A 20,477-nucleotide genomic window follows, 5' to 3' on the forward strand; every position below is an offset into this window, starting at 1 on the left:
CCAGGAGCGACTGCAAGAAATGGGACTGGCGGGCACCACAGACAAGGGCCATGGCCGTGCAGGCCGTTTCCTGCGCGCTGCCGGTGTGCTGTTGCTGCTGGCGCTTTGCCTTGCTTTTGCGCCGGTTTCACGCGCCGCCGATGCGCCACTCGGCGCCACCGCCTACAAGATGGCCGGCGACGCAACCAAGATGCGCATCGTCATCGATTTCGACCGCGAGCCCGACATCAAATGGTTCCTGCTGCGCGGCCCTAACCGGCTGGTCGTGGACCTGCCGCGCACCCGATTCGCCATTGGCGCGAAGGACGCCAAGGCCCGCGGCCTAGTCAAAGCGGTGCGTTATGGCGATCAGGGCGAGGGATCGCGGCTGATCCTGACCGGCAAGGGGCCGTTCTCGGTCGACAAGCTCGAGGTGCTCAAGAACCAGGACGGCGCAGGCTATCGCATCGCCATCGACATGTCGGCAGCCTCCGACCGCGAGTTCGACGAAGCCCTTGCCAACCAGGCGCTGACCACTGGCTCGACCGTCTCCACCGACAAGGGCTCCAGGGTCGGCACAGGGCCGATCTCCAATCCCGGGCATCGCTTCACCATCGTCATCGATCCCGGCCATGGCGGCATCGACGGTGGCGCCGAAGGCCTCAACGGCACCATCGAGAAGAACGTGACCTTGGCCTTTGCCACTGAATTGCGCGACAAGCTCGCCACCGTCGGCAACTACGACGTGTTCATGACGCGCGACACCGACGAGTTCCTGCGGCTCGATGACCGCGTGCGCATCGCCCGGCAGCACGAGGCTGACCTTTTGATCTCGATCCATGCCGACACGATCAGCGTCAAGGGTATCAGAGGCGCCACCGTCTATACCGTCTCCGACAAGGCGTCCGATCCGCAAGCGCAGGCGCTTGCCGACCGTGAAAACCTCTCCGACCAGTTCGCCGGCATGGTGATCAAGGACGACAACAAGGAAGTCACCGACATACTGATCGACCTGATCCGCCGCGAGACGCATAATTTCTCGATGAGCTTTGCCCACACTCTGGTCGGCCAGTTGTCCACCAGCGTCGGCCTGATCAACAATCCGCAGCGTTCGGCCGGCTTCAAAGTGCTGAAAGCGCCCGATGTGCCGTCGGTGCTGGTGGAACTCGGCTATCTCTCGAACGCCAAGGATGAGGCGCAACTGCTCGACGCCGACTGGCGCGGCAAGGCGGCGCAGAGCATCACCAACGCCGTCGCCCTGTTTGCCTCCGCCAAGATGGGAACGGGAACCGGAGGCTGAGATGGTCGCCGCCGCCCACGACCGGAGGCAGCGTTGCACGGGGACAACACCAGGCGCTTTTATTTCCGGTGGGGGATGCCGAAACCGGGCACTGCCGTATTTTGCCCACATGGTGGCGACATGGGTTTTCCATCACGGATCGGGACAGTTGCGAAGGCTTGCGCGAAAGGCTTCGTCTAGGAAATTCCCGGACCTCGGACTGGAGCGGGCATGATTCGTCTTATCGGCTATTTCTTTGGTATCGGCACGACGCTGGCGCTTATCGTCGCCGCGGGCGTGGCGATATACATCAGCCATCTATCGAAAGACCTGCCCGACTACGAGGTTCTGGCCAAGTACGAGCCGCCGGTGACGACCCGCATCCATGCTTCCGACGGCTCGCTGATGGCCGAATATGCGCGCGAACGGCGGCTCTATCTGCCGATCCAGGCGGTTCCGGACCGGGTCAAGGCGGCGTTCCTGTCGGCCGAGGACAAGAATTTCTACAACCATCCCGGCATCGACATCACCGGGCTTGGCCGCGCCATCTACGTCAACCTGCAGAATCTGGGTTCGGGCAGGCGCCAGGTCGGCGCCTCGACCATCACCCAGCAGGTGGCGAAGAACTTCCTCTTGTCCTCGGACCAGACCTACGAGCGCAAGATCAAGGAGATGATCCTGGCCTTCCGCATCGAGCAGGCTTATTCGAAGGACCGCATCCTTGAGCTCTATCTCAACGAAATCTTCTTCGGTTTCGGCGCCTATGGCGTTGCGGGCGCGGCACTGACCTATTTCGACAAGTCGGTCAACGAACTCACCGTCGCGGAAGCCGCCTATCTGGCGTCGCTGCCGAAGGGGCCCAACAACTACCATCCCTTCAAGCATGCCGACCGCGCCATCGAGCGCCGCAACTGGGTCATCGACCAGATGGTCGAGAACGGCTACGTGACGCGCGAGGAAGGCGACAAGGCCAAGGCCGAGCCGCTCGGCGTGACTCCGCGCCGCAATGGCTCCTATCTGTTTGCGGGCGAATATTTCACCGAGGAAGTGCGCCGCCAGATCATCTCGCGCTATGGCGAGAACGCGCTCTATGAGGGCGGCCTTTCGGTGCGCACGACACTCGATCCGAAGATCCAGCTCATCGCCCGCAAGTCGATGCAGAACGGCTTGCTCAAATACGACACGCTGCGCGGCTATCGCGGACCGGTGACGCATATCGATGCTTCCGGCGACTGGGGCGTGGCGCTGGGCAACGTCAAGGGGCTGGAAGACGTGCCGGAATGGTCGCTTGCCGTCGTGCTCGACAGCTCGGCGACCGGCCTTTCCATCGGCCTGCAGCCGACGCGGCAGATTTCGGGCGATATCGTCAAGGAACGCATCGAAGGCGCCGTCAGCAAGGAAGACATGAGCTTTGCCATGCGCCATGTGGTCGATGGCAAGACCGTCAAGGCCAAGTCTCCGGCCGATGTACTGCAGCCCGGCGACGTCATCTTCGTGCAGAAGAACGAAGGGTCGGAAGCCGCCTACACGTTGCGCCAGGTGCCGGAAGTGGAGGGCGGCTTGATCGCCATGGATCCACATACCGGCCGCGTGCTGGCCATGGTCGGCGGCTTCTCCTATGCGCAGTCGGAGTTCAATCGCGCCACGCAGGCGATGCGCCAGCCGGGATCGTCCTTCAAGCCGATCGTCTATTCGGCCGCGCTCGACAATGGCTATACGCCGGCCTCGGTTATCATGGACGGACCGATCACCATCCAGAGCGGCAACACGACCTGGACGCCGAAGAACTATGACGGCACGGTGGCCGGCCCCGCGACCTTGCGCTCCGGTATCGAAAAGTCGCGCAATTTGATGACGGTGCGGCTCGCCAACGACATGGGAATGAAGCTGGTGGTGGAATATGCCGAGCGTTTCGGCGTCTACGACCATCTGGCGCCGTATCTGCCGATGGCGCTGGGTTCCGGCGAGACGACGGTGATGCGCATGGTGTCGGCCTATTCGATCATGGCCAATGGCGGCAAGTCGATCAAACCCTCGCTCATCGACCGCATCCAGGACCGCTACGGCAAGACCGTGTTCAAGCAGGACGAGCGCGGCTGCGAAGGTTGCAATGCGCCCGAATGGAACAACCAGCCCGAACCGGAACTGGTCGACAATTCCGAGCAGGTGCTCGATCCGATGACCGCCTACCAGATCACCTCGATGATGGAAGGCGTCGTCCAGCGCGGTACCGGCGCCACCATCGCCGAGCTTGGCCGCCACATCGCCGGCAAGACCGGAACGACCAATGACGAGAAGGACGCCTGGTTCATCGGCTATACGCCGAACCTCGTCGTCGGCCTTTACATGGGTTACGACACGCCGCGCGGTCTCGGCCATGGCGCCACCGGCGGCGGTCTGGCGGCACCTATCTTCAAGGACTTCATGCGCGTTGCGCTGGACGGCACGCCGAATGTCGACTTCAAGGTGCCGGAAGGCATGAACCTGGTCGCGATCAACCGCAAGACCGGCATGCGTGCCGCGTCGGGCGATCCCGGCACCATCATCGAAGCCTTCAAGCCTGGCACCGGCCCAGCCGACAGCTATTGGGTGATCGGCATGGGCGCCGACGGGTCCAACGGCGCCGGCGGACCGCTATCGCCGCAGGCAACGGAAGCCATCCAGGCACCCGGCGGCGGACTCTACTGACGACCTGATTTTTTACGTCGAATGGGCTGGCTTGTTGAGCCGGCCCATTTCGCTTTACAGGCAGCAATGCCGTGCCTATGTATCGCGCCGACCCAAGCGCCACTTCGAAAACAGGACAGAACAACCAGCCATGCGCGCGGAAACGCAGAATATTGTCGACGAGATCAGGCAGGCGATCACCCTGCTGAGGAGGCATCTTTGACTGGGATCAGGCTATAAAGCGGCTTGAATACCTGAACGTGCGCGCCGAGGATTCCAGCCTCTGGAATGATCCGCTGGAAGCGCAAAAGCTGATGCGCGAGCGCCAAGGCCTCGAAGACGGGATCGCCGGCGTCAAAAGCCTGACTCAGGCGCTGGAAGACAATATCGGCCTGATCGAACTGGGTGAGGAAGAGGGCGACCAGAGCGTGATCGCCGAGGCGGAAGCAGCCCTCCGCTCGATGCAGGGCGAGGCCAAGGCCCGCCAGGTCGAGACGCTGCTGTCGGGCGAGGCCGACGCCAACGACACCTATCTCGAAGTCCATGCCGGCGCCGGCGGCACCGAGAGCCAGGACTGGGCCTCGATGCTTCTGCGCATGTACACGCGCTGGGCCGAGCGTCGCCGTTTCAAGGTCGAAGTGCTGGAAGTCCATGACGGCGAAGAGGCCGGCATCAAGTCCGCCACGCTCCTGATCAAGGGCCACAATGCCTATGGCTGGCTGAAGACCGAGTCGGGCGTTCATCGCCTGGTCCGCATTTCACCCTATGACAGCAATGCGCGCCGCCACACGTCCTTCTCCAGCGTCTGGGTCTACCCGGTCGTCGATGACAGGATCGAGATCGACGTCTCGGAATCGGATGTACGCATCGACACCTACCGCTCATCCGGTTCGGGCGGCCAGCACGTCAACACCACGGACTCGGCGGTTCGCATCACCCATATCGCCACCGGCATCGCGGTTGCCTGCCAGGCCGAACGCTCGCAGCACAAGAACAAGGCGAAGGCCTGGGAAATGCTGCGCTCGCGCCTTTACGAGGAAGAGCTGAAGAAGCGCGAAGCGGTGGCCAATGCCACAGAAGCGTCGAAGAGCGACATCGGCTGGGGTCACCAGATTCGTTCCTATGTGCTGCAGCCCTACCAGTTGGTGAAGGACCTGCGCACCGGCGTCGAGAGCACCAGCCCGTCGAGCGTGCTCGACGGCGACCTCGACGACTTCATGGAAGCCTCGTTGTCGCAGCGCATCGAGGGCGGTGCCGGTGAAGCCGTGGCCGACCTCGACTAGGATATGTTCATATTCAGCTGAGGCCGGCCTGCGAATGGATGATACCTGCGCTTCCGCCACTTTCTTGAATAAGAACATCCCTTGGCGGGGGAGCGAAGGAGGAACCATGACTCGCAGGCTCACCGGCAAATGCTTTTGCGGCACGGTTCAGTATGAAGTGGCGGACGAGTTCGTCTATGCCGCGATCTGCCATTGTTCGAACTGCCGGCGCACCACAGGTTCCGCCTTCAAGCCCTTCGCCGGCATCGAGCGCGAGAAACTTGCCCTTGCCGAAGGGCATCACGGGCTCATCCATTTCGGCGATGACAGCGGCCACGATGCGCATTGCAGCCGCTGCGGCTCGTTGCTGTATTCGCTGGTCCGCGACGGCGCCTATGTCCATGTCGCCATGGGCACGCTGGTCGACGATCCGACGATCCGGCCGACCGCGCACATCTTCGTCGGCTCCAAAGCGCCATGGTTCACCATCGCCGACGACTTGCCGCAATATGAAGGGCATGTGGTCGCCGGTCCAGGCGAAGTATAGGCTGGAACCACATTCGGCCAATCCCGTTGTTTCGATGCCCGTCTGCCGGGAGTTGAGCCTGGCCTTGGATCTCGTCAGCGGTTGCAGATAGCGGCGTAGATGTGGCGGCCTCGCGCAGCAACTTCTTGCGCCAGCCTAGGAATCAGCCCAGCATCCGAGGGCTGGAAGAGAAAAAGCATTTATGGCCGGACGCGGCATATCTGCGACCTGACGATCCGGCCACTGGGAAGACACGTTCCGGGAACGGGCAAGCGAAACGCTTGATGCTCGTTTGAAAGGAACGCTTCCATGTCTGCTGCCACTCTCCGATCGGCCAGAGCCGTTCAACCGGCTGGCCGACTCCTGTTTTCCTTGTTCGTGACCCCGATCTTTGCAATCGCGATGCTTGCTGCGGTGCTGACCGCACCCGCCTTCGCCCATGACGCCAAGCCTACGGCGGCGAAGCCGCAAGGCTGGAGTTATCCCTTCGCCTGCTGCGCAAACTACGACTGCCGTACCACCCATACCGGCGAGGTGCTGGAAAAGCCGGAGGGCTATGTCATCGCCGGAACGGGGGAGGTCGTGCCGATGAGCGACAAGCGGGTCAAGGACTCACCCGACGGCGATTTCCACTGGTGCGCGCACCAGGCCGGCCTCGACGCAGGCAAGACGATCTGCCTGTTCGTGCCACCGCGTTCCTACTGAGTTCTGTTGGCAGTTCTCATCGGAAGGCCGGCCTTGGTGCTGAAGGCGCTTGCGTCAGACGGAAGCAGCGAGTGCTGAGGCGAAGTCGCGATACGGCCGCAGTGGGCGACCCAGAAGTGCCGTCAGGCGCTCGACGTCGCCGGTCTCGGGCAGCATCCCGTCGGTAAAGAAACGCTCGCCCATCAGGCGCATGTCGTAGGCCATCCAGGCGGGCAGGAACTGCTTGAGATTTTGCTCAAAACCCTCCGTATTGTCGCCGCTGTAGCTGATCGGGCGGGCGAGTACGTCTGACCAGATTGCGGCAATGTCCGTCCCGGTCAGTGTCTGCGGACCGACGAGGTTGATCCTCTCGAACGCAAGCGGCTCCTTGGACCGTTCGCGACGCAGCAGCTCAAGAGCGGCGATCTCGGCGATATCGCGGGCATCGATCATGGCGAGACCCTTGGGGCCGATCGGCATTGGGTAGGTGCCGTAGCCGGTGATGACGTCTTCGACCGTCAGATCGTTCTGGATGAAGTAGGCCGGGCGCAAGATCGTAGCTTTGAAGTCCATCTGTTCGATCATTCGCTCCACGCCGAACTTGCCCGCGAAATGCGGCACGTTCACATAGACGTCAGCGTGGATCACCGAGAGATAGACGATCCGCTCGATGCCGGCCGATCGGGCGACATTCAAGGCGATCAAAGCCTGGGTGAATTCGTCCGGCACCACGGCGTTCAAGAGGAACAGCGTGGAAACGCCAGACATGGCTTTGCGCAGCGAATCGACATCGAGAAAGTCGCCTTGCACGACGGATACGCCTGCCGGAAAACTGGTTTTCGACGGATCGCGCACGAGAGCACGCACATCGGCGCCGCGCTTGGCGAGCTGTTCGACGACTTGGCGGCCGATATTGCCGGTGGCGCCGGTAACGAGAATGGTCATGGAATTTCTCCTGTTGGGTTGCTTGACAGCCCCAATATGTGTGGCTCACAAAGAGCCCAGTAGACGGCAATTTTAGACACGTCGTCTCACTGGTGGGACAGTCATGGATCTTTTAGCCCTTGCCGATTTTAACCTCGTGGCTCGCCATGGCGGCTTCGGCAAAGCGGCAAGGTCCACCGGCCGGCCCAAGGCAACATTGTCCCGGCGCGTTGGCGAATTGGAAAGCAGTCTCGATCTGCGTCTGTTCGAACGGGGTGCGCGTAACCTGAAGCTGACCGAAGAAGGACGGGCGCTCTTCGAGCGGACGGGGGCGTTGCTTGCCGAGCTGGACGAGACGGCATCGGCGATTGCCTCGGGCGGCCAGAGACCCAAGGGCAGATTGCGGATCAGCGCGCCTTTGCATTTTTCGCAGACTGCAATGGGGAGGATCGCCGCGGGATTTGCCCTGAGGTATCCTGAGGTGAGGCTTGAAGTGACCACCGAAGACCGGCATGTCGACATGATCGAGGAAGGCTACGATCTGGTAATCCGGGTCAATCCGGATCCCGATGAAAGCCTGGTCGGACGGGCGTTTCTCCGCGACCGCCTGGTCGTTGTGGCGAGCCCGGACCTTCCTCGCCCGGCCGATGGGCTCGCCGCTCCTGGCGTTGCGCGCGGGACAGGCGAGCGGCAAACATGGCAGGTGAAGACACCAGGTGGCCGGGCAACACTTAGAATCGAGCCGGTCCTCGCCTTGTCGACGCTCATCATGGTCCGGGATGCGGTGCGAGCCGGCATCGGCGCAGGACGGCTTCCCATTTCGTTGGTGGCCCACGACCTGGCTGACGGCACACTGGTGAATTGGGGGGATATTGACGGCCCCGAAATTTCTCTATGGACGCTCTACCCCTCCCGGCGGCTGCTCAGCGCGCGCGTGTCGGCGTTCCTGGATTTTCTGAAACAGGCTTTCCCAAACGGGACGCCGGACGAACTGGCCGCCTATATCGGCAGGTGACGACGATTGGGAGGTGACGACGGGCCTGCTTCAGCCAGAGCGCCGCTCGGCTCGATCGACCGGAGCCTGCTGACAGACAGTTGTCAGGAGCCTTCCTTTATGGTGCCTTGCCGCATGGGTGGCGGGCAACGGAGAGGAAAGCTTTTCATGACCATCAAGGCCAGCTGTCATTGCAAGGCGACGACGTTCGAGGTTTCGCAGGCGCCCGAGACGGTAACACAATGCACCTGCTCGTTCTGCTCCAAGCGCGGTTCGCTGTGGGCTTACTACGTTCCGTCGCAATTCAAGCTCACCAGCTCGCCGGAAAACGTTTCCTTCTATCAATGGGGATCGAAGACCGTCAAACACGGGTTTTGCGCCATTTGCGGCTGCGGCACCTTCACCGAAACGCCGGACTGGTCGACCGGAAAACCGGACTTCGACAATCCCAAGATCTCAGTCAATTCGCGGCTGTTCGACGATTTCGACCTCGACAAGGTCGAGGTGGTCGTCATTGACGGCAAGAACCTCTGGTAGGCCAGCACCAGCCACCGAAGCGGAAGTGTGGCGCGAGCGGGGAGAAGCCGCTTTCGCCGCTCGGTTTTTCGCCGCATTTCATGTTACAAGACCGGAGAAGGGCTTATATGCGCGAGCCGCAAAGGCCGCGCTTTGGAGAGGGACGATCCTTATGAAAAAGACTGTGCTCGTCGCCGTTGCGACGGCTGTGCTGGTGAGTGCCTGCACCACGACCGATCCGTACACCGGGGAGCAGAAGGTTTCGAACACCGCAGCCGGCGCCGGCCTTGGCGCCCTGGCGGGCGCGGGCCTCGGCCTGCTTGCCGGCGGCAATGACCGCCGCAACGCGCTGATCGGCGCCGGTATCGGCGCGCTGGCCGGCGGCGCCATCGGCGCGACCATGGACCAGAACGAGGCTGAACTGCGCCGCCAGCTCGAAGGCACCGGCGTCAGCGTCACCCGCACCGGCGACCAGATCATCCTCAACATGCCGTCCGACATTACTTTCAACGTCGACCAGGATGCGGTGAAGCCCGGCTTCTACCAGGTGCTGAACTCGGTTGCGCTGGTGCTGAAGAAGTTCAAGCAGACCACGGTCGACGTGTTCGGCCACACCGATTCGACCGGTGGCGACGAACACAATTTCGATCTGTCGCAGCGCCGCGCATTGGCGGTCGCCAACTATCTCTCAGGCCAAGGTGTCGATTCGCGCCGCTTCGCCGTCACCGGATTCGGCAAGACCCGTCCGATCGCGTCCAACGGAACGGCGGCCGGCCGTGCGCAGAACCGGCGCGTCGAGATCCAGCTTTCGCCGCTGACCTGAATTGTTCGGCATCGAAATGCGAAGGCGGCCCCCGCAAGGGGCCGCTTTCTTTTTGGGCTCCTGTGGTCCGCCAAAAGGTCTAACGCATTAGAGATTTCTAATAATCCCTTTCCGGAGGCCTTGGAAGGGATTAGCATTGGTGCGGTTCCAGAGGGGATGGGGCGATACAAACGGCCATGCAGTCACTTAGTCGGCCCCGGTCCTGCACGGCCAGATAAGGAAATCTGGGAGGAATGCATGACAAGAACAGCTCGTCTTGGGCGTTGCGGCGTCCTCATTTTGACAGGTCTGGTCTCCGCTTGGTGCGCAGCGGCCACGGCTCGAGCCGAGGACGCCAACAAAGCCGACATCGAAGCGTTGAAGAAATCGCTCGCCAAATATGAAGACTACACGGTCGCCGTCCGCGACCTTTATCTGTCGACTGTCGGGTGCGTCTATTACAGCGGGGACAGGATCGAGGGCGCAATGGACTATCCGAAGGGCGCTATGGGCATCCATTTCGTCAACGTCCCGAGTGTCGGTCAGAAACTCGATCCGATGCGCCCCAATGTGCTGATCTACGAGCCGACCAAGAAAGGCTTGAAATTGGTTGGCGTGGAATGGCTGGTGCCCCTGACGCCAGACACCAAGGAACCTCCAAAACTATTTGGCCAGACCTTCATGGGACCGATGGAAGGGCACTATCCGCTCATTCCGAGGGAGTTCGTCCACTACGACCTTCATGCCTGGCTGTTCAGAGACAATCCGAACGGCATGTTCAGTCCGACCAACCCGAACGTGAAATGCAGCAAGGCAGAGTTTCCGATGCTGGAAAACCCGACCAAGATGATGCCCGGCCCGATGTGACGGACGGGCCAGGATAGGAGCGTGCCAAGAGTGCAAGCTGGCCGGCTGCATTTGAGAGCGCTCGGGAGTCAGGCTCGGACGACGATCGGCATGAGGGCCGGCGCGCATGAAGGCTGCCCGCATGAAGACAGGTATCTGGTCGCGGAAGTCGACAATGGCGCTGCGAGCCGTCAGTCGAAGGTAAAAGCGGCCCGCAAGGGCCGTTCTTGTTTGGCATGTCGGACTCCGTAATCAAGGCCTACGAGGTCGGCTGATCGACAATTGCCGCAACGATACGGCGCACGATCGGCAAGACCAGCAGCAGACTTGGAAAGCCCACTAGCCATGATGCTCCCCATGCATACGGCCAGGTCGCCACGAAACCGGTTGTCCAGCCCGCATTGATCAGCGTCGCTACCGCGGAAACAATGCACGACATCAGGATGGAAAGTACGAATGGCATTACCAGCGCATTGTAGGAGGCCGGTAGCTTCCTCGATTTCAAAACCTTGTGGGATGACGGTCGCATCACCTATCTCCTTCTCGAAAAGTGGAAGTATGCGCGGCTGGGCGCAGTCAGGCGGCCTGCGCCATTTGCTGGGCAAGGTTTCGAATAAAGCCGCGCAACGAACGCGGTTCGCGGCCCAGGGCGGCGCGCAATGTCAGACTGTTTCCGCCAAGGCCATAGTGGGCATAGTGGGCGTATATTTTGGCCAGCACCTGCATTTGGCGGTCATTGTAGGGAAGGCGTGCCTCGGCCGCCCACTCGCCAAATGTCGGCTCACCAGAAGAGATGGGTCTGCCAAGTTCCTCACTCATCATCGCAACGATGTCTTCCCGGCTGTGCATGCCGTCAGCGCACAGATCGAGGGTCGCGTAGGACAATCGCGCTTCGGTTAGGGCGATCGCCGCCACCTCAGCGACATCGCGGTAGTCGACGCGGGCCAGCTTCGCCGTCTTTGGAAACGGTTCCGAGAAAACACCATGTTCAACGACGGACGGCCAGGCCGCTGCGAGGTTCTGCATGAAATTGGCAGGGTGCAGAATCGTATATTCCATCGTCGTCGAGTAGAGAGCAGCCTCGACAGGCACCTTGCTGGCATGGTTCTTCAGTCGCGTATTGGTAGGCTGGATCACCGACGAGAAGACGAACTTTCGAACTCCTGCTCGCGTGGCGGCCTCAACCATGGCAACGCCCATGGCTGCTTCATCGGGAGCAAAAGCCGGCCCAATGTGAAAGACGCCGTCGACGCCCGCGACCGCCCTTTCGAGGCTCTGACGATTTCGCAAATCTCCTGTCGCAACCTCGGATGCCCCCACCTTCCGGGCCTTTTCGGCATTCGCAGGGTCGCGAACGAGCGCTCGAACATTGGCATTGCGGCGGACAAGTTCAGGCACGACAAGTCCCGCAACTCGGCCTGTGGCACCAACAACCAGAACAGTTGGATTGGCTACTTGCATGACGATTTCCTTCCATCAAGCCTGTCCTCGCGGGACAACTTGCAGAGAGGTACGACGTCGCAATTGTCGTTACAATTACCCGTTTTTGCGATATATTATGTCGAATGTCGGGAGAATGCATGAGCCGAATGGACGATTTCGAGGCTTTCATCGCGATCGTCGAGCATGGAAGTCTGACGACTGCCGCACATCGGCTGAACCGCTCGCTGCAGTCGGTCAGCCGGTCCCTGGCGGCACTGGAGCAATCAGTCGGCGTCGAGCTGATCCACAGGACAACGCGTCGCTCGACACCAAGTGAAGTCGGAGCAGCCTTTTTCAACCGGATCAAACCCGCGGTCGACGAAATAAACGACGCAAGACTTCAGGCGATCAATCAACGATCGGAGCCGGCAGGCGTCCTGCGCATCGGGGCGCCGGTTCTGTTTGGCCCGAACGTCCTGATGCCTGTCATCGCGGAATACATGCGGACATTTCCCCGGGTCGAGGTCGATCTTCAACTTTCCGATGGATTTGCCGATCTTGGCGCCGAAGGTCTCGACCTGGCAATACGCATCGGCGATTTGCCGGATTCCAACTTGAAAGCCAAACGCCTGGGAGCGTTGCGGCGCGTTGTGTTCGGCGCGCCTTCCTATTTCGCGCGGTGCGACCGGCCGGCCCATCCCTTCCAGCTGAGTGAGCACAGTTGCATCATCAGAACCGCTAACGAGCGTCCAGGTGAATGGACGTTTCAGATCGACGGGAAACCCCGGACCGTGAAGGTCGCAGGCGCTTTTCGCTCCAATCTGATGACCTCGGTCTATGCCGCCGCAATCCACGGACTGGGTTTGGGCTTCTCGCCTCTGTGGCAGATAAGACATTTGGTCGACGACGGTCTCGTCGAACTGGTTTTGACGGAATTCGAGCCGGCACCGGTGCCGATCCATGCCTTGTGGCAGGAAGGCCGGTCATCTTCGGCCAAGGTTCGGGCATTTCTGGATTTATTGGCATCCCGCCTGGAACTCAAAAGCCTGTAGCATCGACGGGTATTTGAAGCGCTCCAGGCCGGAAGAGATCGGGCAGATCGAGCCTGTCTTGCGATTACCGCGCATGGCGCTGATTGATCCTGAGCGGGCTCCAGATCTCGCATCCCAATCGCGTCCAGGAAAGCCGCGCGTCCTCGGGACGCCGCGGCTCATGGAATCAGACCTTGGCGACGATCTTCATGAAGGCCGGCATGTCGTCGCCGAAGCCGACGGTGCCGTCATTGTCTTCACCGCGGTTGTTGCCGCGGGCAGGGCGGCTGTTGCTGGCGCGCTGCGGCCTTGTGTCGCCGCGTTCCGGGGCGCGGTTCTCGTTGTTGCGATCGGAGACCTTGCGGTCGCTGTTTTCGGAGCGGATCGCTTCCTTGCGCTGATGCCGTTCGCCGATGTCGGCGACCGCGGCCTCGGCTACCACCGGCTGTTCCTCGCGCGCGGCATCTGCCGCTGGCGCGTCGTCGCTGCGCTTGGCATGGCGTTCGCGCGGCTTGCGCTCGCCACCCTCCTTGCGATCATGGGCCTTGCGGTCCTCGTCCTTGCGGCCGGCGCGGCGCGGAGCGCCACGGCCACGGCGGGGCGCTTCGTCCTCGCCGCCTTCGCTGGCGACCACGGTCGACAGGTCGCCGTCATGCCACTCGATCTTGTTGCCGATCAGCCGCTCGATGGCGTCGATGTATTTGGTGTCGGACTTGGTGGCGATGGTGAAGGATTTGCCCGAGCGTCCGGCGCGGCCGGTGCGGCCGATGCGGTGGACATAGTCTTCGGCGTGGATCGGCACGTCGTAGTTGAAGACGTGGCTGACGTCGGGAATGTCGAGGCCGCGCGCGGCGACGTCGGACGCCACGAGATAGCGCAATTTGCCATCGCGGAAATTGGCCAGCATCTGCATGCGGGCGCGCTGGTCCATGTCGCCATGCAGGGCGCCGGCGTCGAAATCATACTTCAGCAGCGAGCGGAACAGCTCCGCGACCTCGACCTTGCGGTTGCAGAAAATGATAGCGTTCTTCAGCTCGGCGTCTTCGGCCTTTATCAGGTTGCGAAGCGTCTCGCGCTTGTCCCACGGCTTGGAGCCGGACTTGACCAGGCGCTGGATGATGTTGGTGGCAGCGGATGCCGCCTTGGAAACCTCGACGCGCACCGGCGCATGCAGGAACTTCTCGGTGAGCTTGGTGATCTCCGGCGGCATGGTCGCTGAGAAGAACAGCGTCTGCCTGGTGAACGGGATCATCTCGCAGATGCGCTCGATGTCGGGGATGAAGCCCATGTCCAGCATGCGGTCGGCCTCGTCGATGACGAGGATCTCGACGCCGTTGAGCAACAGCTTGCCGCGCTCGCGGTGATCGAGCAGACGGCCGGGCGTGGCGATCAGCACGTCGGCGCCGCGCTCCAGCTTCTTGTCCTGCTCGTCGAAGGAGACGCCGCCGATCAGCAGCGCGATGTTGAGCTTGTGGTTCTTGCCGTATCTGATGAAATTCTCTTCGACCTGCGCGGCGAGCTCGCGCGTCGGCTCGAGGATCAGCGTGCGCGGCATGCGGGCACGGGCCCTGCCTTTTTCGAGGCGGGTCAGCATCGGCAGCACGAAGGAAGCCGTCTTGCCGGTGCCGGTCTGTGCTATGCCCAGAATATCCTTGCCGAGCAAGGCATGCGGGATGGCGCCAGCCTGGATCGGCGTCGGCACGGTGTAGCCCGCATCGGTGACTGCGGAAAGGACCTTGGGCGACAGGCCGAGGTCTGAAAAGGTCAACGCTTCTAGAGCGGTCGTGGTGTCTGAGGACAAGAGTTGCTGTCTTTGGCTGGTTCGGGGAAGCGCAACGGCATCCGTCGCGGCAAGCACAGCGTGCCTGCAAGATTGGTATTGCGATTAGGCGCAAGCCCGCGATTTGTCAACAGAAACGGGCGGGATTGGCACGATTGTGAAAACGTAAGCTTAATCGCGATGCTTAATTAGGTAGTCACTCTTTGCGCCGGCTCAATAGCGGAACTGCTCGGCGAGAATGCGTTCGTTCCACGAATGGTTGGGATCAAACAGCAGCGTTGCCGTCGCAGTCGGCGATTCGCGGACCGTTACGGAAGCCACCGCCTTGACCTCGGTGTGGTCGGCGGCGGTGTTCACCGGGCGCTTTTCCGACTCCAGAATATCGAAGCGTACGGTCGCCTTGTTTGACAACAAGGCACCCCGCCAACGGCGCGGCCGGAACGGGCTGACCGGGGTCAGCGCGAGCAACGGCGCATCCAGCGGCAGGATCGGCCCGTGCGCCGAAAGATTGTACGCGGTGGAGCCGGCCGGCGTCGCGATCATCACGCCGTCGCAGTTCAGTTCCTCGATGCGGACCTGCTCGTCGACGGTGATGCGGATCTTTGCCGTCTGGTAGGACTGACGCCACAGCGCCACCTCGTTGATGGCGAGTGCCGAAACCGTCTCGCCCTCATGCGTCAACGCCAGCATTTCCAGCGGGCGGATCGTTTCGGCGACGGCGGCCGCGATGCGCTCGGTGAGGCCCCCGACGCGGTACTCGTTCATCAGGAAGCCGATGGTGCCACGGTTCATGCCGTAGACCTTCTTTCCCGTGCTCATCGTGTCGCGCAAGGTCTGCAGCAGGAAGCCGTCGCCACCCAGTGCCACCACCACCTGGGCGTCGTCGAAGGATGCCTGGCCATAGCGGGCCGACAGGCTCTCCATCGCCGCCTTGGCATCGGCAGTGTCGGAGGAGACGAAGGCGAGATTGGCTTTGCTCATGACATTCCGATGGCGGTCGGCCGATGGCGGTCGGCGGCGGTTGCGTGGGGTAGCATGGGCAAGCGCATCTGCAAAGGGAGGCATCGTCCGGGCCAGTTGCGGCCGCGGCGAAACGAAATCGGCGGCTCGCGCTTCATGTCGCCGGAACGGCGAATGTGATGGTTAAGTGCGAGCTTAAGCACTCGTAAAGCCTGATCGATCATGTTAGCCGACAGAGGATGGGTGGCTGGGGGGCTAGCCAGTCGAGACCTGTCTATTGCCGGTGACACGCCTGATTATCGTCTTCCTTGTGATGGGAAGTTTCGCCCTTCTCTTTGCGGAGCTTGTGCGGCAGTCCGAAGACATGAGCTCCAGGCCGATGGCCTCACGCTGCGGCGGCGCCGGCGTGCCATGCCCGCAAAACGCATTGTAGGCGAAGCCAATCCGCCAACGACGATCCGTCGCCTACTGCCCGACAATCCTCAGATTGGCGTTGCCGTAGAATGTGTAGGCGAGATAGGTCGGATCGCCGGTCCGGTAGAATTCTCTGCGGACATCCTGCAGGATCTCGGCCAGATAGACCGGCCCGTCCTTGATCCGCGTGCTGATGCCGCCATAGAAATCGGTCGAGAAGGCCGCTGCCGCGCGGTCGGTCAGTGGCCACATGCCGCCGATGAAGCCGGAAGCGCCGCCCGCCAGCACCGCCGGACCCCAGCCCTGCACGAAACCGCCGAGCATCTGCGAACGGCCGGTGTCGCAGGCGTTGAAAAAGTAGAACGGATTGCCCTTGCCATGCGCGGCCGCGACCAGCGCGGCCCATGTATCGGGGTCGAGCGACTGGTCGACGAGATCGATGGCAAAGACCGGCCGGCCACTGCTCGGCTGGTTGACCTCGCCATGACCGGAGAAATGAATGAAACCGGTCGAGACTTCACCGACCAGTTTCTCGAAAGAGGTGAAATCGCCATCGAAGCGGCGGTAGCCGTAAAGCTTGCTCAGCGCCGCGATCTCGTCCTGCTGAAAGCGCAGCGAGCGCTTGTCGAGATAGGAGGGCGCGACGGCCGCGACGCCGGTGAAGGTCATGCGGTCGAGCGGGTTGTCGACCTGTGAGGCACTGCTGCGCGGAGCCCAGCGCGCCAGCCGGTAGCCCATGCCGAGAAAACCGTCGGCGACGGCGCCGTCGGCGCTGCGCGGGCGGATCAATTCCCAGGGCAGCGTCGGGCTGTTCGAGGTGATCTGGATCGAATGGAGTTCGCCTTTGCCGCGCAGCGACCAGAACACGTCCTTGAACGGTTTCGGCACATAGTCGCGGTAGAGCGCATCGCCAAAACCTTCGGCGGCGAGCGTGACAAAGCGCTTTTGCGCCCCCGTATCGCTGCTTGCGGCAGGCTGCTGCAGCGAAACGGCGCCGCGCAGGCTCAATCCGAGCTGCAGCAGGCGGCGGTATTCGGAGTCCAGCCATGCCGCCATCTCAGGTGGCGTCGAGAACGTATCGGTCACCGGACCGGCCAGATGCGGCGAATGGATGATGATCTGCCCCGAACCCAGCCCGCTCGGATCGTCATAGAGGATGGTCACGTCGAGATCGGGGACGTCATCGCCGGCTGCGCCGCCGAGCGTCACATTGCCAGTTACCGCCGGCTGCGGCGCCGCTGCGGCCAGCATCAGCATGGCAGGTGCTGCGGAGCGTTCGGCTGTGGCGCTCAGAGCGGCTGCCTCGACAGGCGCGGTGCGGCGAATGATAACCGACCGCGATGCCGATCCCAGGAACCTCCCGGCGCTGTAGATGCGCGCGATGAACTGGGCCGGCTTGCTGTCCTTGGCGATCGGCCGCGCCTTGACGTCGAAGCGGACGAAGTCGCTGTCGCCCTGGCGGTAGAGCGTCGTCCGTCGGCTCCATTTGCCGCCGTCAGCGAGATCGAAGCCGGAGGCGAACAGATCGATATCGATCGGCCATTGCTCGGTTCCCGCCGGCATCGCCATGGCCAGGGCGCCATCTTCCGTCACCGACGAGCCCGGCGCTGCCTTCACCTTCACTTCGGGCGTGAATTGCTCTTCGGTAAGGGCGATCGAAACGGTCACCGTCTCGCCGGCGACAATCTCATCCGGCGCATCGATGGTTGGATGGCGCACCACCTCGACAGCGCCCGTCTCGGGTTGTGGAAGGGCGCCGCCGGAAGGAGGGCTTTGCGCCTGGTCGATGGGCGGCGGCGCTGGTTTCGGTGGCGCCTGCGCCTCCGGCGGACTTTCGGCGCCGGTCGCGGGTGGCGGGGCCGATGTCATGCCGTCCTCAGGGGGGATCCCTGCCTTATCGGGGGGCGGTTCGGCGCCGGTGGCTCCGCCATCCTGCGGATAGGTCCCGCCGAGATTGTTCTGGGCAGCGGCCACAGCTGCGTCTTCAAGACGTTGCTTTTCCTCTTCGTATCGTTGCCGAGCCTGCTCTTCCTGCAATTGGCGCTGCTGTTCCTGGCGTTTGTATTCCTCGTAGAGCGCCGCCTCCTTGGCGCTGTCGCCCATCGCGGCATCGGGACTGCCGGAGCCCGGTGCAACGTCCATGGGGTAGGGCTCCTGACCGCTGCCATCGGCGTAGTCGCTGCCATCAGGCTCCCAACCGCCACTCCCGGAGATGTAGCCGCCGCTCGCCATCGCCGGCGGTGCCGGTTCCGGCACAAGCGGCAGCGCCGGTGCCGCGCCGGCCACCTGGTCCGGCGTCAGCACAAAGGCAGCGTCTGCCGAGCGGCCATATGCCATCCATGGCCACTGGGCGCCTGACGTTTTGTCGATAGTGGTTTGCCTGACCGAGGCGAGGATGATGGCTATGTCCGCGCCGCGCTTGACCAGCGCAGCGGTGAGCGCATCGGCAAATACGGTGACGGGGCGGGCTTCGCCCAGTGCAACGGTTCCGGGTTTGGCCGACAGAGCGACGATGGCGTGGGTGAGGGGATCGACCGCCGCCAGACCCTGCATCACGCCGGAAGTAGGGTTGTGGCCATCGCCGGGATTGTCGAGCAGAACCACCTTCAATGTCGGGGTTGCCTCGAGCGCCTGCATGAACAGATCGAGGGGCAATGCCGTCTGGTCGACCGTTTCCTTTGAATCGATCCGGGTGCCGCGCGTCAGTAAATAGTTCCTGCCGTTGGCCTGCGCGGTGTGGCCGACATAGTAGAAGATGCCGACGGAGTCCGGTTTGGCCAGGGATTGGGCGAAATCATGCATGGCGCGCGCGACATCGGCGCGGTCGCCATCCGACACCTGCCGGACGGTGAAGCCAAGCGATCGTAGTGTCGCTGCAACGAGTTCGGCACTGAGGTCGGCGTTGGCGATTGCCGGTGAGCCCTCAGAGGCCGGATTGGCGACAACCAGCGCTATCCGCTCTTCGCCGCGCGCAGCGGAGAAGAGCGCCATGGTCATCAGCAGCACGACCGCCAGAAAAAGGCGCATGACCGTGATCCAAGCCCTGCAGGCTGCGGCGCTCACGCCACGGCTTGCCCCAATTCATCAATGGCCCAACCTTGACCATATCATGTCGGCTTCGCCGGCGCACTGCCGGTGCCGATGATGCAGTTGTGTCGCTAAAAGATATTGACTGTATGTTTAGTAATTAATACCGTTGCCCGAGATACCGAGTTGGTCAGCCGGCATTCGCCGGTGAATGATCACCAGGACGAAGGGAACTTAGGGACTCGAGGCGCAATCCCGCCGGTCCCAACAATGGGAGACACAAGCATGCAGTTGAAATCGACCGCCACGGCGCTCGGCCTGTCGCTGCTGGCGATGACCGGCATTGCCCGCGCCGAGGGCGAACTCCAAATCTACAATTGGGGCAACTACACCAGCCCGGACCTGATCAAGAAGTTCGAGGAAACCTACAAGGTCAAGGTTACCGTCACCGACTACGACTCCAACGATACGGCTCTGGCCAAGGTCCGCCAGGGCGCTTCCGGCTATGACATCGTCGTTCCATCGGCCAGCGTGATGCCGATCTGGATCAGCGAAGGCCTGCTCTTGGAAACCGATCCCAACACGATGGAGAACTTTAGAAACGTCGATCCGAGATGGGTCGACGTGCCGTTCGACCCCGGCCGCAAATATTCGGTGCCGTGGCAATGGGGCACGACCGGCATCTCGGTCAACAAATCGGTCTATGCGGGCGATCCGAACACCTCGGCGATTTTCCTCGATCCGCCGCCGGAACTCGTGGGCAAGATCAATGTCGTGCCCGAAATGGGAGACATCATGTTCCTCGCCATTGCCTATGAGGGCGGTAAGTACTGCACCGACGACAAGGTGCTTTTGAAAAAGGTGCATGACAAGCTCATCGAGGCGAAAGCGAAATGGCTGTCGCTCGACTATGCGGCCGTCGACGGTCTCGGCAGGGGCGACATTGCCGCCGGCGTCAACTGGAACGGCATATCGCTGCGCGAGCGGCTGGAGAACGACAAGATCGTCTACGGCTATCCCAAGGAGGGCTTTCCAATCTGGATGGACAATGTCGCGGTGCTCAAGGATGCCAAGAACGTCGAGAACGCCAAGCTCTTCCAGAATTTCATCATGGACCCCAGGAATGCAGCGATGATCTCGGCCTTCGCGCACTACGCCAATGGCATCAAGGGCTCCGAGCCCTTCCTGCCGGCCGATATGAAGGGCGCGCCCGAAGTGGATGTTCCGGCCGAATTTGCCGACAAGGGCCAATTCATGTCGGCCTGTCCCGCCGACGTCCAGGCGCTCTACACCAGGATCTGGACCGATCTGCAGAAATAGCAGCGCCGCCGGCCGAAGCTGACCAACATCGGGCCGCGCATCGC

General features: G+C 62.1%; 17 protein-coding genes. 11 read left to right on the top strand and 6 right to left on the bottom strand.

Going from position 1 to position 20,477, the window contains the following annotated elements:
• The first annotated feature begins 19 nt into the window (after positions 1–19).
• From X757_RS156015 to X757_RS155995, 5 genes are all read left to right on the top strand, one after another.
• Positions 20–1,279, top strand: a complete 1,260-nt coding sequence (locus tag X757_RS156015) for an N-acetylmuramoyl-L-alanine amidase (protein WP_023725770.1) — start codon at positions 20–22, stop codon at positions 1,277–1,279.
• Between the two features lie 210 nt (positions 1,280–1,489).
• Positions 1,490–3,946, top strand: a complete 2,457-nt coding sequence (locus tag X757_RS156010) for a penicillin-binding protein 1A (protein ID WP_023725771.1) — start codon at positions 1,490–1,492, stop codon at positions 3,944–3,946.
• Positions 3,947–4,076: 130 nt separating this feature from the next.
• Positions 4,077–5,208, top strand: a protein-coding gene (gene prfB, locus X757_RS156005) for a peptide chain release factor 2 (protein WP_155922402.1) whose coding sequence is annotated in 2 segments (ribosomal slippage) — positions 4,077–4,142 and positions 4,144–5,208 — 1,131 coding nt in all. Because the reading frame shifts where the segments join, the coding sequence is not laid out codon by codon here.
• Positions 5,209–5,314: 106 nt separating this feature from the next.
• Positions 5,315–5,734, top strand: a complete 420-nt coding sequence (locus X757_RS156000) for a GFA family protein (protein ID WP_023667475.1) — start codon at positions 5,315–5,317, stop codon at positions 5,732–5,734.
• A gap of 288 nt (positions 5,735–6,022) precedes the next feature.
• On the top strand, positions 6,023–6,418 hold the full coding sequence (locus X757_RS155995; RefSeq protein WP_023667474.1) for a hypothetical protein: 396 nt from the start codon (positions 6,023–6,025) through the stop codon (positions 6,416–6,418).
• Positions 6,419–6,472: 54 nt separating this feature from the next.
• On the opposite strand, the gene X757_RS155990 is transcribed toward X757_RS155995, so the two are convergent.
• Positions 6,473–7,342, bottom strand: a complete 870-nt coding sequence (locus tag X757_RS155990; protein ID WP_023667473.1) for an NmrA/HSCARG family protein — start codon at positions 7,340–7,342, stop codon at positions 6,473–6,475.
• 103 nt (positions 7,343–7,445) lie between these two features.
• Between X757_RS155990 and X757_RS155985 the strand changes: the two genes are divergently transcribed.
• The 4 genes from X757_RS155985 (at position 7,446) to X757_RS155970 (ending at position 10,500) form a co-directional block, all read left to right on the top strand.
• Positions 7,446–8,336 carry a LysR family transcriptional regulator gene (locus tag X757_RS155985; protein WP_023681487.1) on the top strand — a complete coding sequence of 297 codons (891 nt, stop codon included), beginning with the start codon at positions 7,446–7,448 and terminating at the stop codon, positions 8,334–8,336.
• 147 nt (positions 8,337–8,483) lie between these two features.
• Complete coding sequence (locus X757_RS155980) at positions 8,484–8,852, top strand: GFA family protein (RefSeq protein ID WP_023667471.1); 369 nt, start codon at positions 8,484–8,486, stop codon at positions 8,850–8,852.
• 151 nt (positions 8,853–9,003) lie between these two features.
• A complete protein-coding gene (locus X757_RS155975) occupies positions 9,004–9,654 on the top strand; it encodes an OmpA family lipoprotein (RefSeq protein ID WP_023667470.1) in 651 nt (216 codons plus the stop codon).
• A gap of 237 nt (positions 9,655–9,891) precedes the next feature.
• A complete protein-coding gene (locus X757_RS155970) occupies positions 9,892–10,500 on the top strand; it encodes a hypothetical protein (RefSeq protein ID WP_023691231.1) in 609 nt (202 codons plus the stop codon).
• 238 nt (positions 10,501–10,738) lie between these two features.
• Here X757_RS155970 and X757_RS155965 read toward each other — a convergent pair whose 3' ends face one another.
• Positions 10,739–11,008: a DUF2798 domain-containing protein gene (locus tag X757_RS155965; RefSeq protein ID WP_023667468.1), complete on the bottom strand. Its 270-nt coding sequence runs from the start codon at positions 11,006–11,008 to the stop codon at positions 10,739–10,741.
• A gap of 47 nt (positions 11,009–11,055) precedes the next feature.
• On the bottom strand, positions 11,056–11,940 hold the full coding sequence (locus X757_RS155960) for an NmrA/HSCARG family protein (protein ID WP_023691232.1): 885 nt from the start codon (positions 11,938–11,940) through the stop codon (positions 11,056–11,058).
• 119 nt (positions 11,941–12,059) lie between these two features.
• Between X757_RS155960 and X757_RS155955 the strand changes: the two genes are divergently transcribed.
• Positions 12,060–12,953, top strand: coding sequence for a LysR family transcriptional regulator (locus X757_RS155955; RefSeq protein ID WP_023691233.1), 894 nt, complete (start codon positions 12,060–12,062; stop codon positions 12,951–12,953).
• A gap of 166 nt (positions 12,954–13,119) precedes the next feature.
• On the opposite strand, the gene X757_RS155950 is transcribed toward X757_RS155955, so the two are convergent.
• The 3 genes from X757_RS155950 to X757_RS155940 form a co-directional block, all read right to left on the bottom strand.
• Complete coding sequence (locus X757_RS155950; protein WP_031196539.1) at positions 13,120–14,733, bottom strand: DEAD/DEAH box helicase; 1,614 nt, start codon at positions 14,731–14,733, stop codon at positions 13,120–13,122.
• A 192-nt stretch (positions 14,734–14,925) separates the two neighbouring features.
• Positions 14,926–15,693 (bottom strand): NAD kinase, encoded by a 768-nt coding sequence (locus X757_RS155945; protein WP_023681482.1) that lies wholly within the window; start codon positions 15,691–15,693, stop codon positions 14,926–14,928.
• A gap of 444 nt (positions 15,694–16,137) precedes the next feature.
• On the bottom strand, positions 16,138–19,113 hold the full coding sequence (locus X757_RS155940) for a caspase family protein (protein ID WP_023807391.1): 2,976 nt from the start codon (positions 19,111–19,113) through the stop codon (positions 16,138–16,140).
• A gap of 285 nt (positions 19,114–19,398) precedes the next feature.
• Here X757_RS155940 and X757_RS155935 point away from each other — a divergent pair, with 285 nt between their 5' ends.
• Positions 19,399–20,433, top strand: a complete 1,035-nt coding sequence (locus tag X757_RS155935) for an extracellular solute-binding protein (RefSeq protein ID WP_023688398.1) — start codon at positions 19,399–19,401, stop codon at positions 20,431–20,433.
• The last annotated feature ends 44 nt before the right edge of the window (positions 20,434–20,477 follow it).

Origin of the sequence: Mesorhizobium sp. LSHC412B00, assembly GCF_000503035.1 — a bacterium.
Lineage (GTDB): Bacteria > Pseudomonadota > Alphaproteobacteria > Rhizobiales > Rhizobiaceae > Mesorhizobium.

What these genes read in the sequence shown, in the direction of transcription:
- X757_RS156015 (WP_023725770.1), top strand. Translation starts at nt 20, where the DNA reads ATGGGACTGGCGGGCACCACAGACAAGGGCCATGGCCGTGCAGGCCGT.
- X757_RS156010 (WP_023725771.1), top strand. Translation starts at nt 1,490, where the DNA reads ATGATTCGTCTTATCGGCTATTTCTTTGGTATCGGCACGACGCTGGCG.
- X757_RS156000 (WP_023667475.1), top strand. Translation starts at nt 5,315, where the DNA reads ATGACTCGCAGGCTCACCGGCAAATGCTTTTGCGGCACGGTTCAGTAT.
- X757_RS155995 (WP_023667474.1), top strand. Translation starts at nt 6,023, where the DNA reads ATGTCTGCTGCCACTCTCCGATCGGCCAGAGCCGTTCAACCGGCTGGC.
- X757_RS155990 (WP_023667473.1), bottom strand. Translation starts at nt 7,342, where the DNA reads ATGACCATTCTCGTTACCGGCGCCACCGGCAATATCGGCCGCCAAGTC.
- X757_RS155985 (WP_023681487.1), top strand. Translation starts at nt 7,446, where the DNA reads ATGGATCTTTTAGCCCTTGCCGATTTTAACCTCGTGGCTCGCCATGGC.
- X757_RS155980 (WP_023667471.1), top strand. Translation starts at nt 8,484, where the DNA reads ATGACCATCAAGGCCAGCTGTCATTGCAAGGCGACGACGTTCGAGGTT.
- X757_RS155975 (WP_023667470.1), top strand. Translation starts at nt 9,004, where the DNA reads ATGAAAAAGACTGTGCTCGTCGCCGTTGCGACGGCTGTGCTGGTGAGT.
- X757_RS155970 (WP_023691231.1), top strand. Translation starts at nt 9,892, where the DNA reads ATGACAAGAACAGCTCGTCTTGGGCGTTGCGGCGTCCTCATTTTGACA.
- X757_RS155965 (WP_023667468.1), bottom strand. Translation starts at nt 11,008, where the DNA reads ATGCGACCGTCATCCCACAAGGTTTTGAAATCGAGGAAGCTACCGGCC.
- X757_RS155960 (WP_023691232.1), bottom strand. Translation starts at nt 11,940, where the DNA reads ATGCAAGTAGCCAATCCAACTGTTCTGGTTGTTGGTGCCACAGGCCGA.
- X757_RS155955 (WP_023691233.1), top strand. Translation starts at nt 12,060, where the DNA reads ATGAGCCGAATGGACGATTTCGAGGCTTTCATCGCGATCGTCGAGCAT.
- X757_RS155945 (WP_023681482.1), bottom strand. Translation starts at nt 15,693, where the DNA reads ATGAGCAAAGCCAATCTCGCCTTCGTCTCCTCCGACACTGCCGATGCC.
- X757_RS155940 (WP_023807391.1), bottom strand. Translation starts at nt 19,113, where the DNA reads ATGCGCCTTTTTCTGGCGGTCGTGCTGCTGATGACCATGGCGCTCTTC.
- X757_RS155935 (WP_023688398.1), top strand. Translation starts at nt 19,399, where the DNA reads ATGCAGTTGAAATCGACCGCCACGGCGCTCGGCCTGTCGCTGCTGGCG.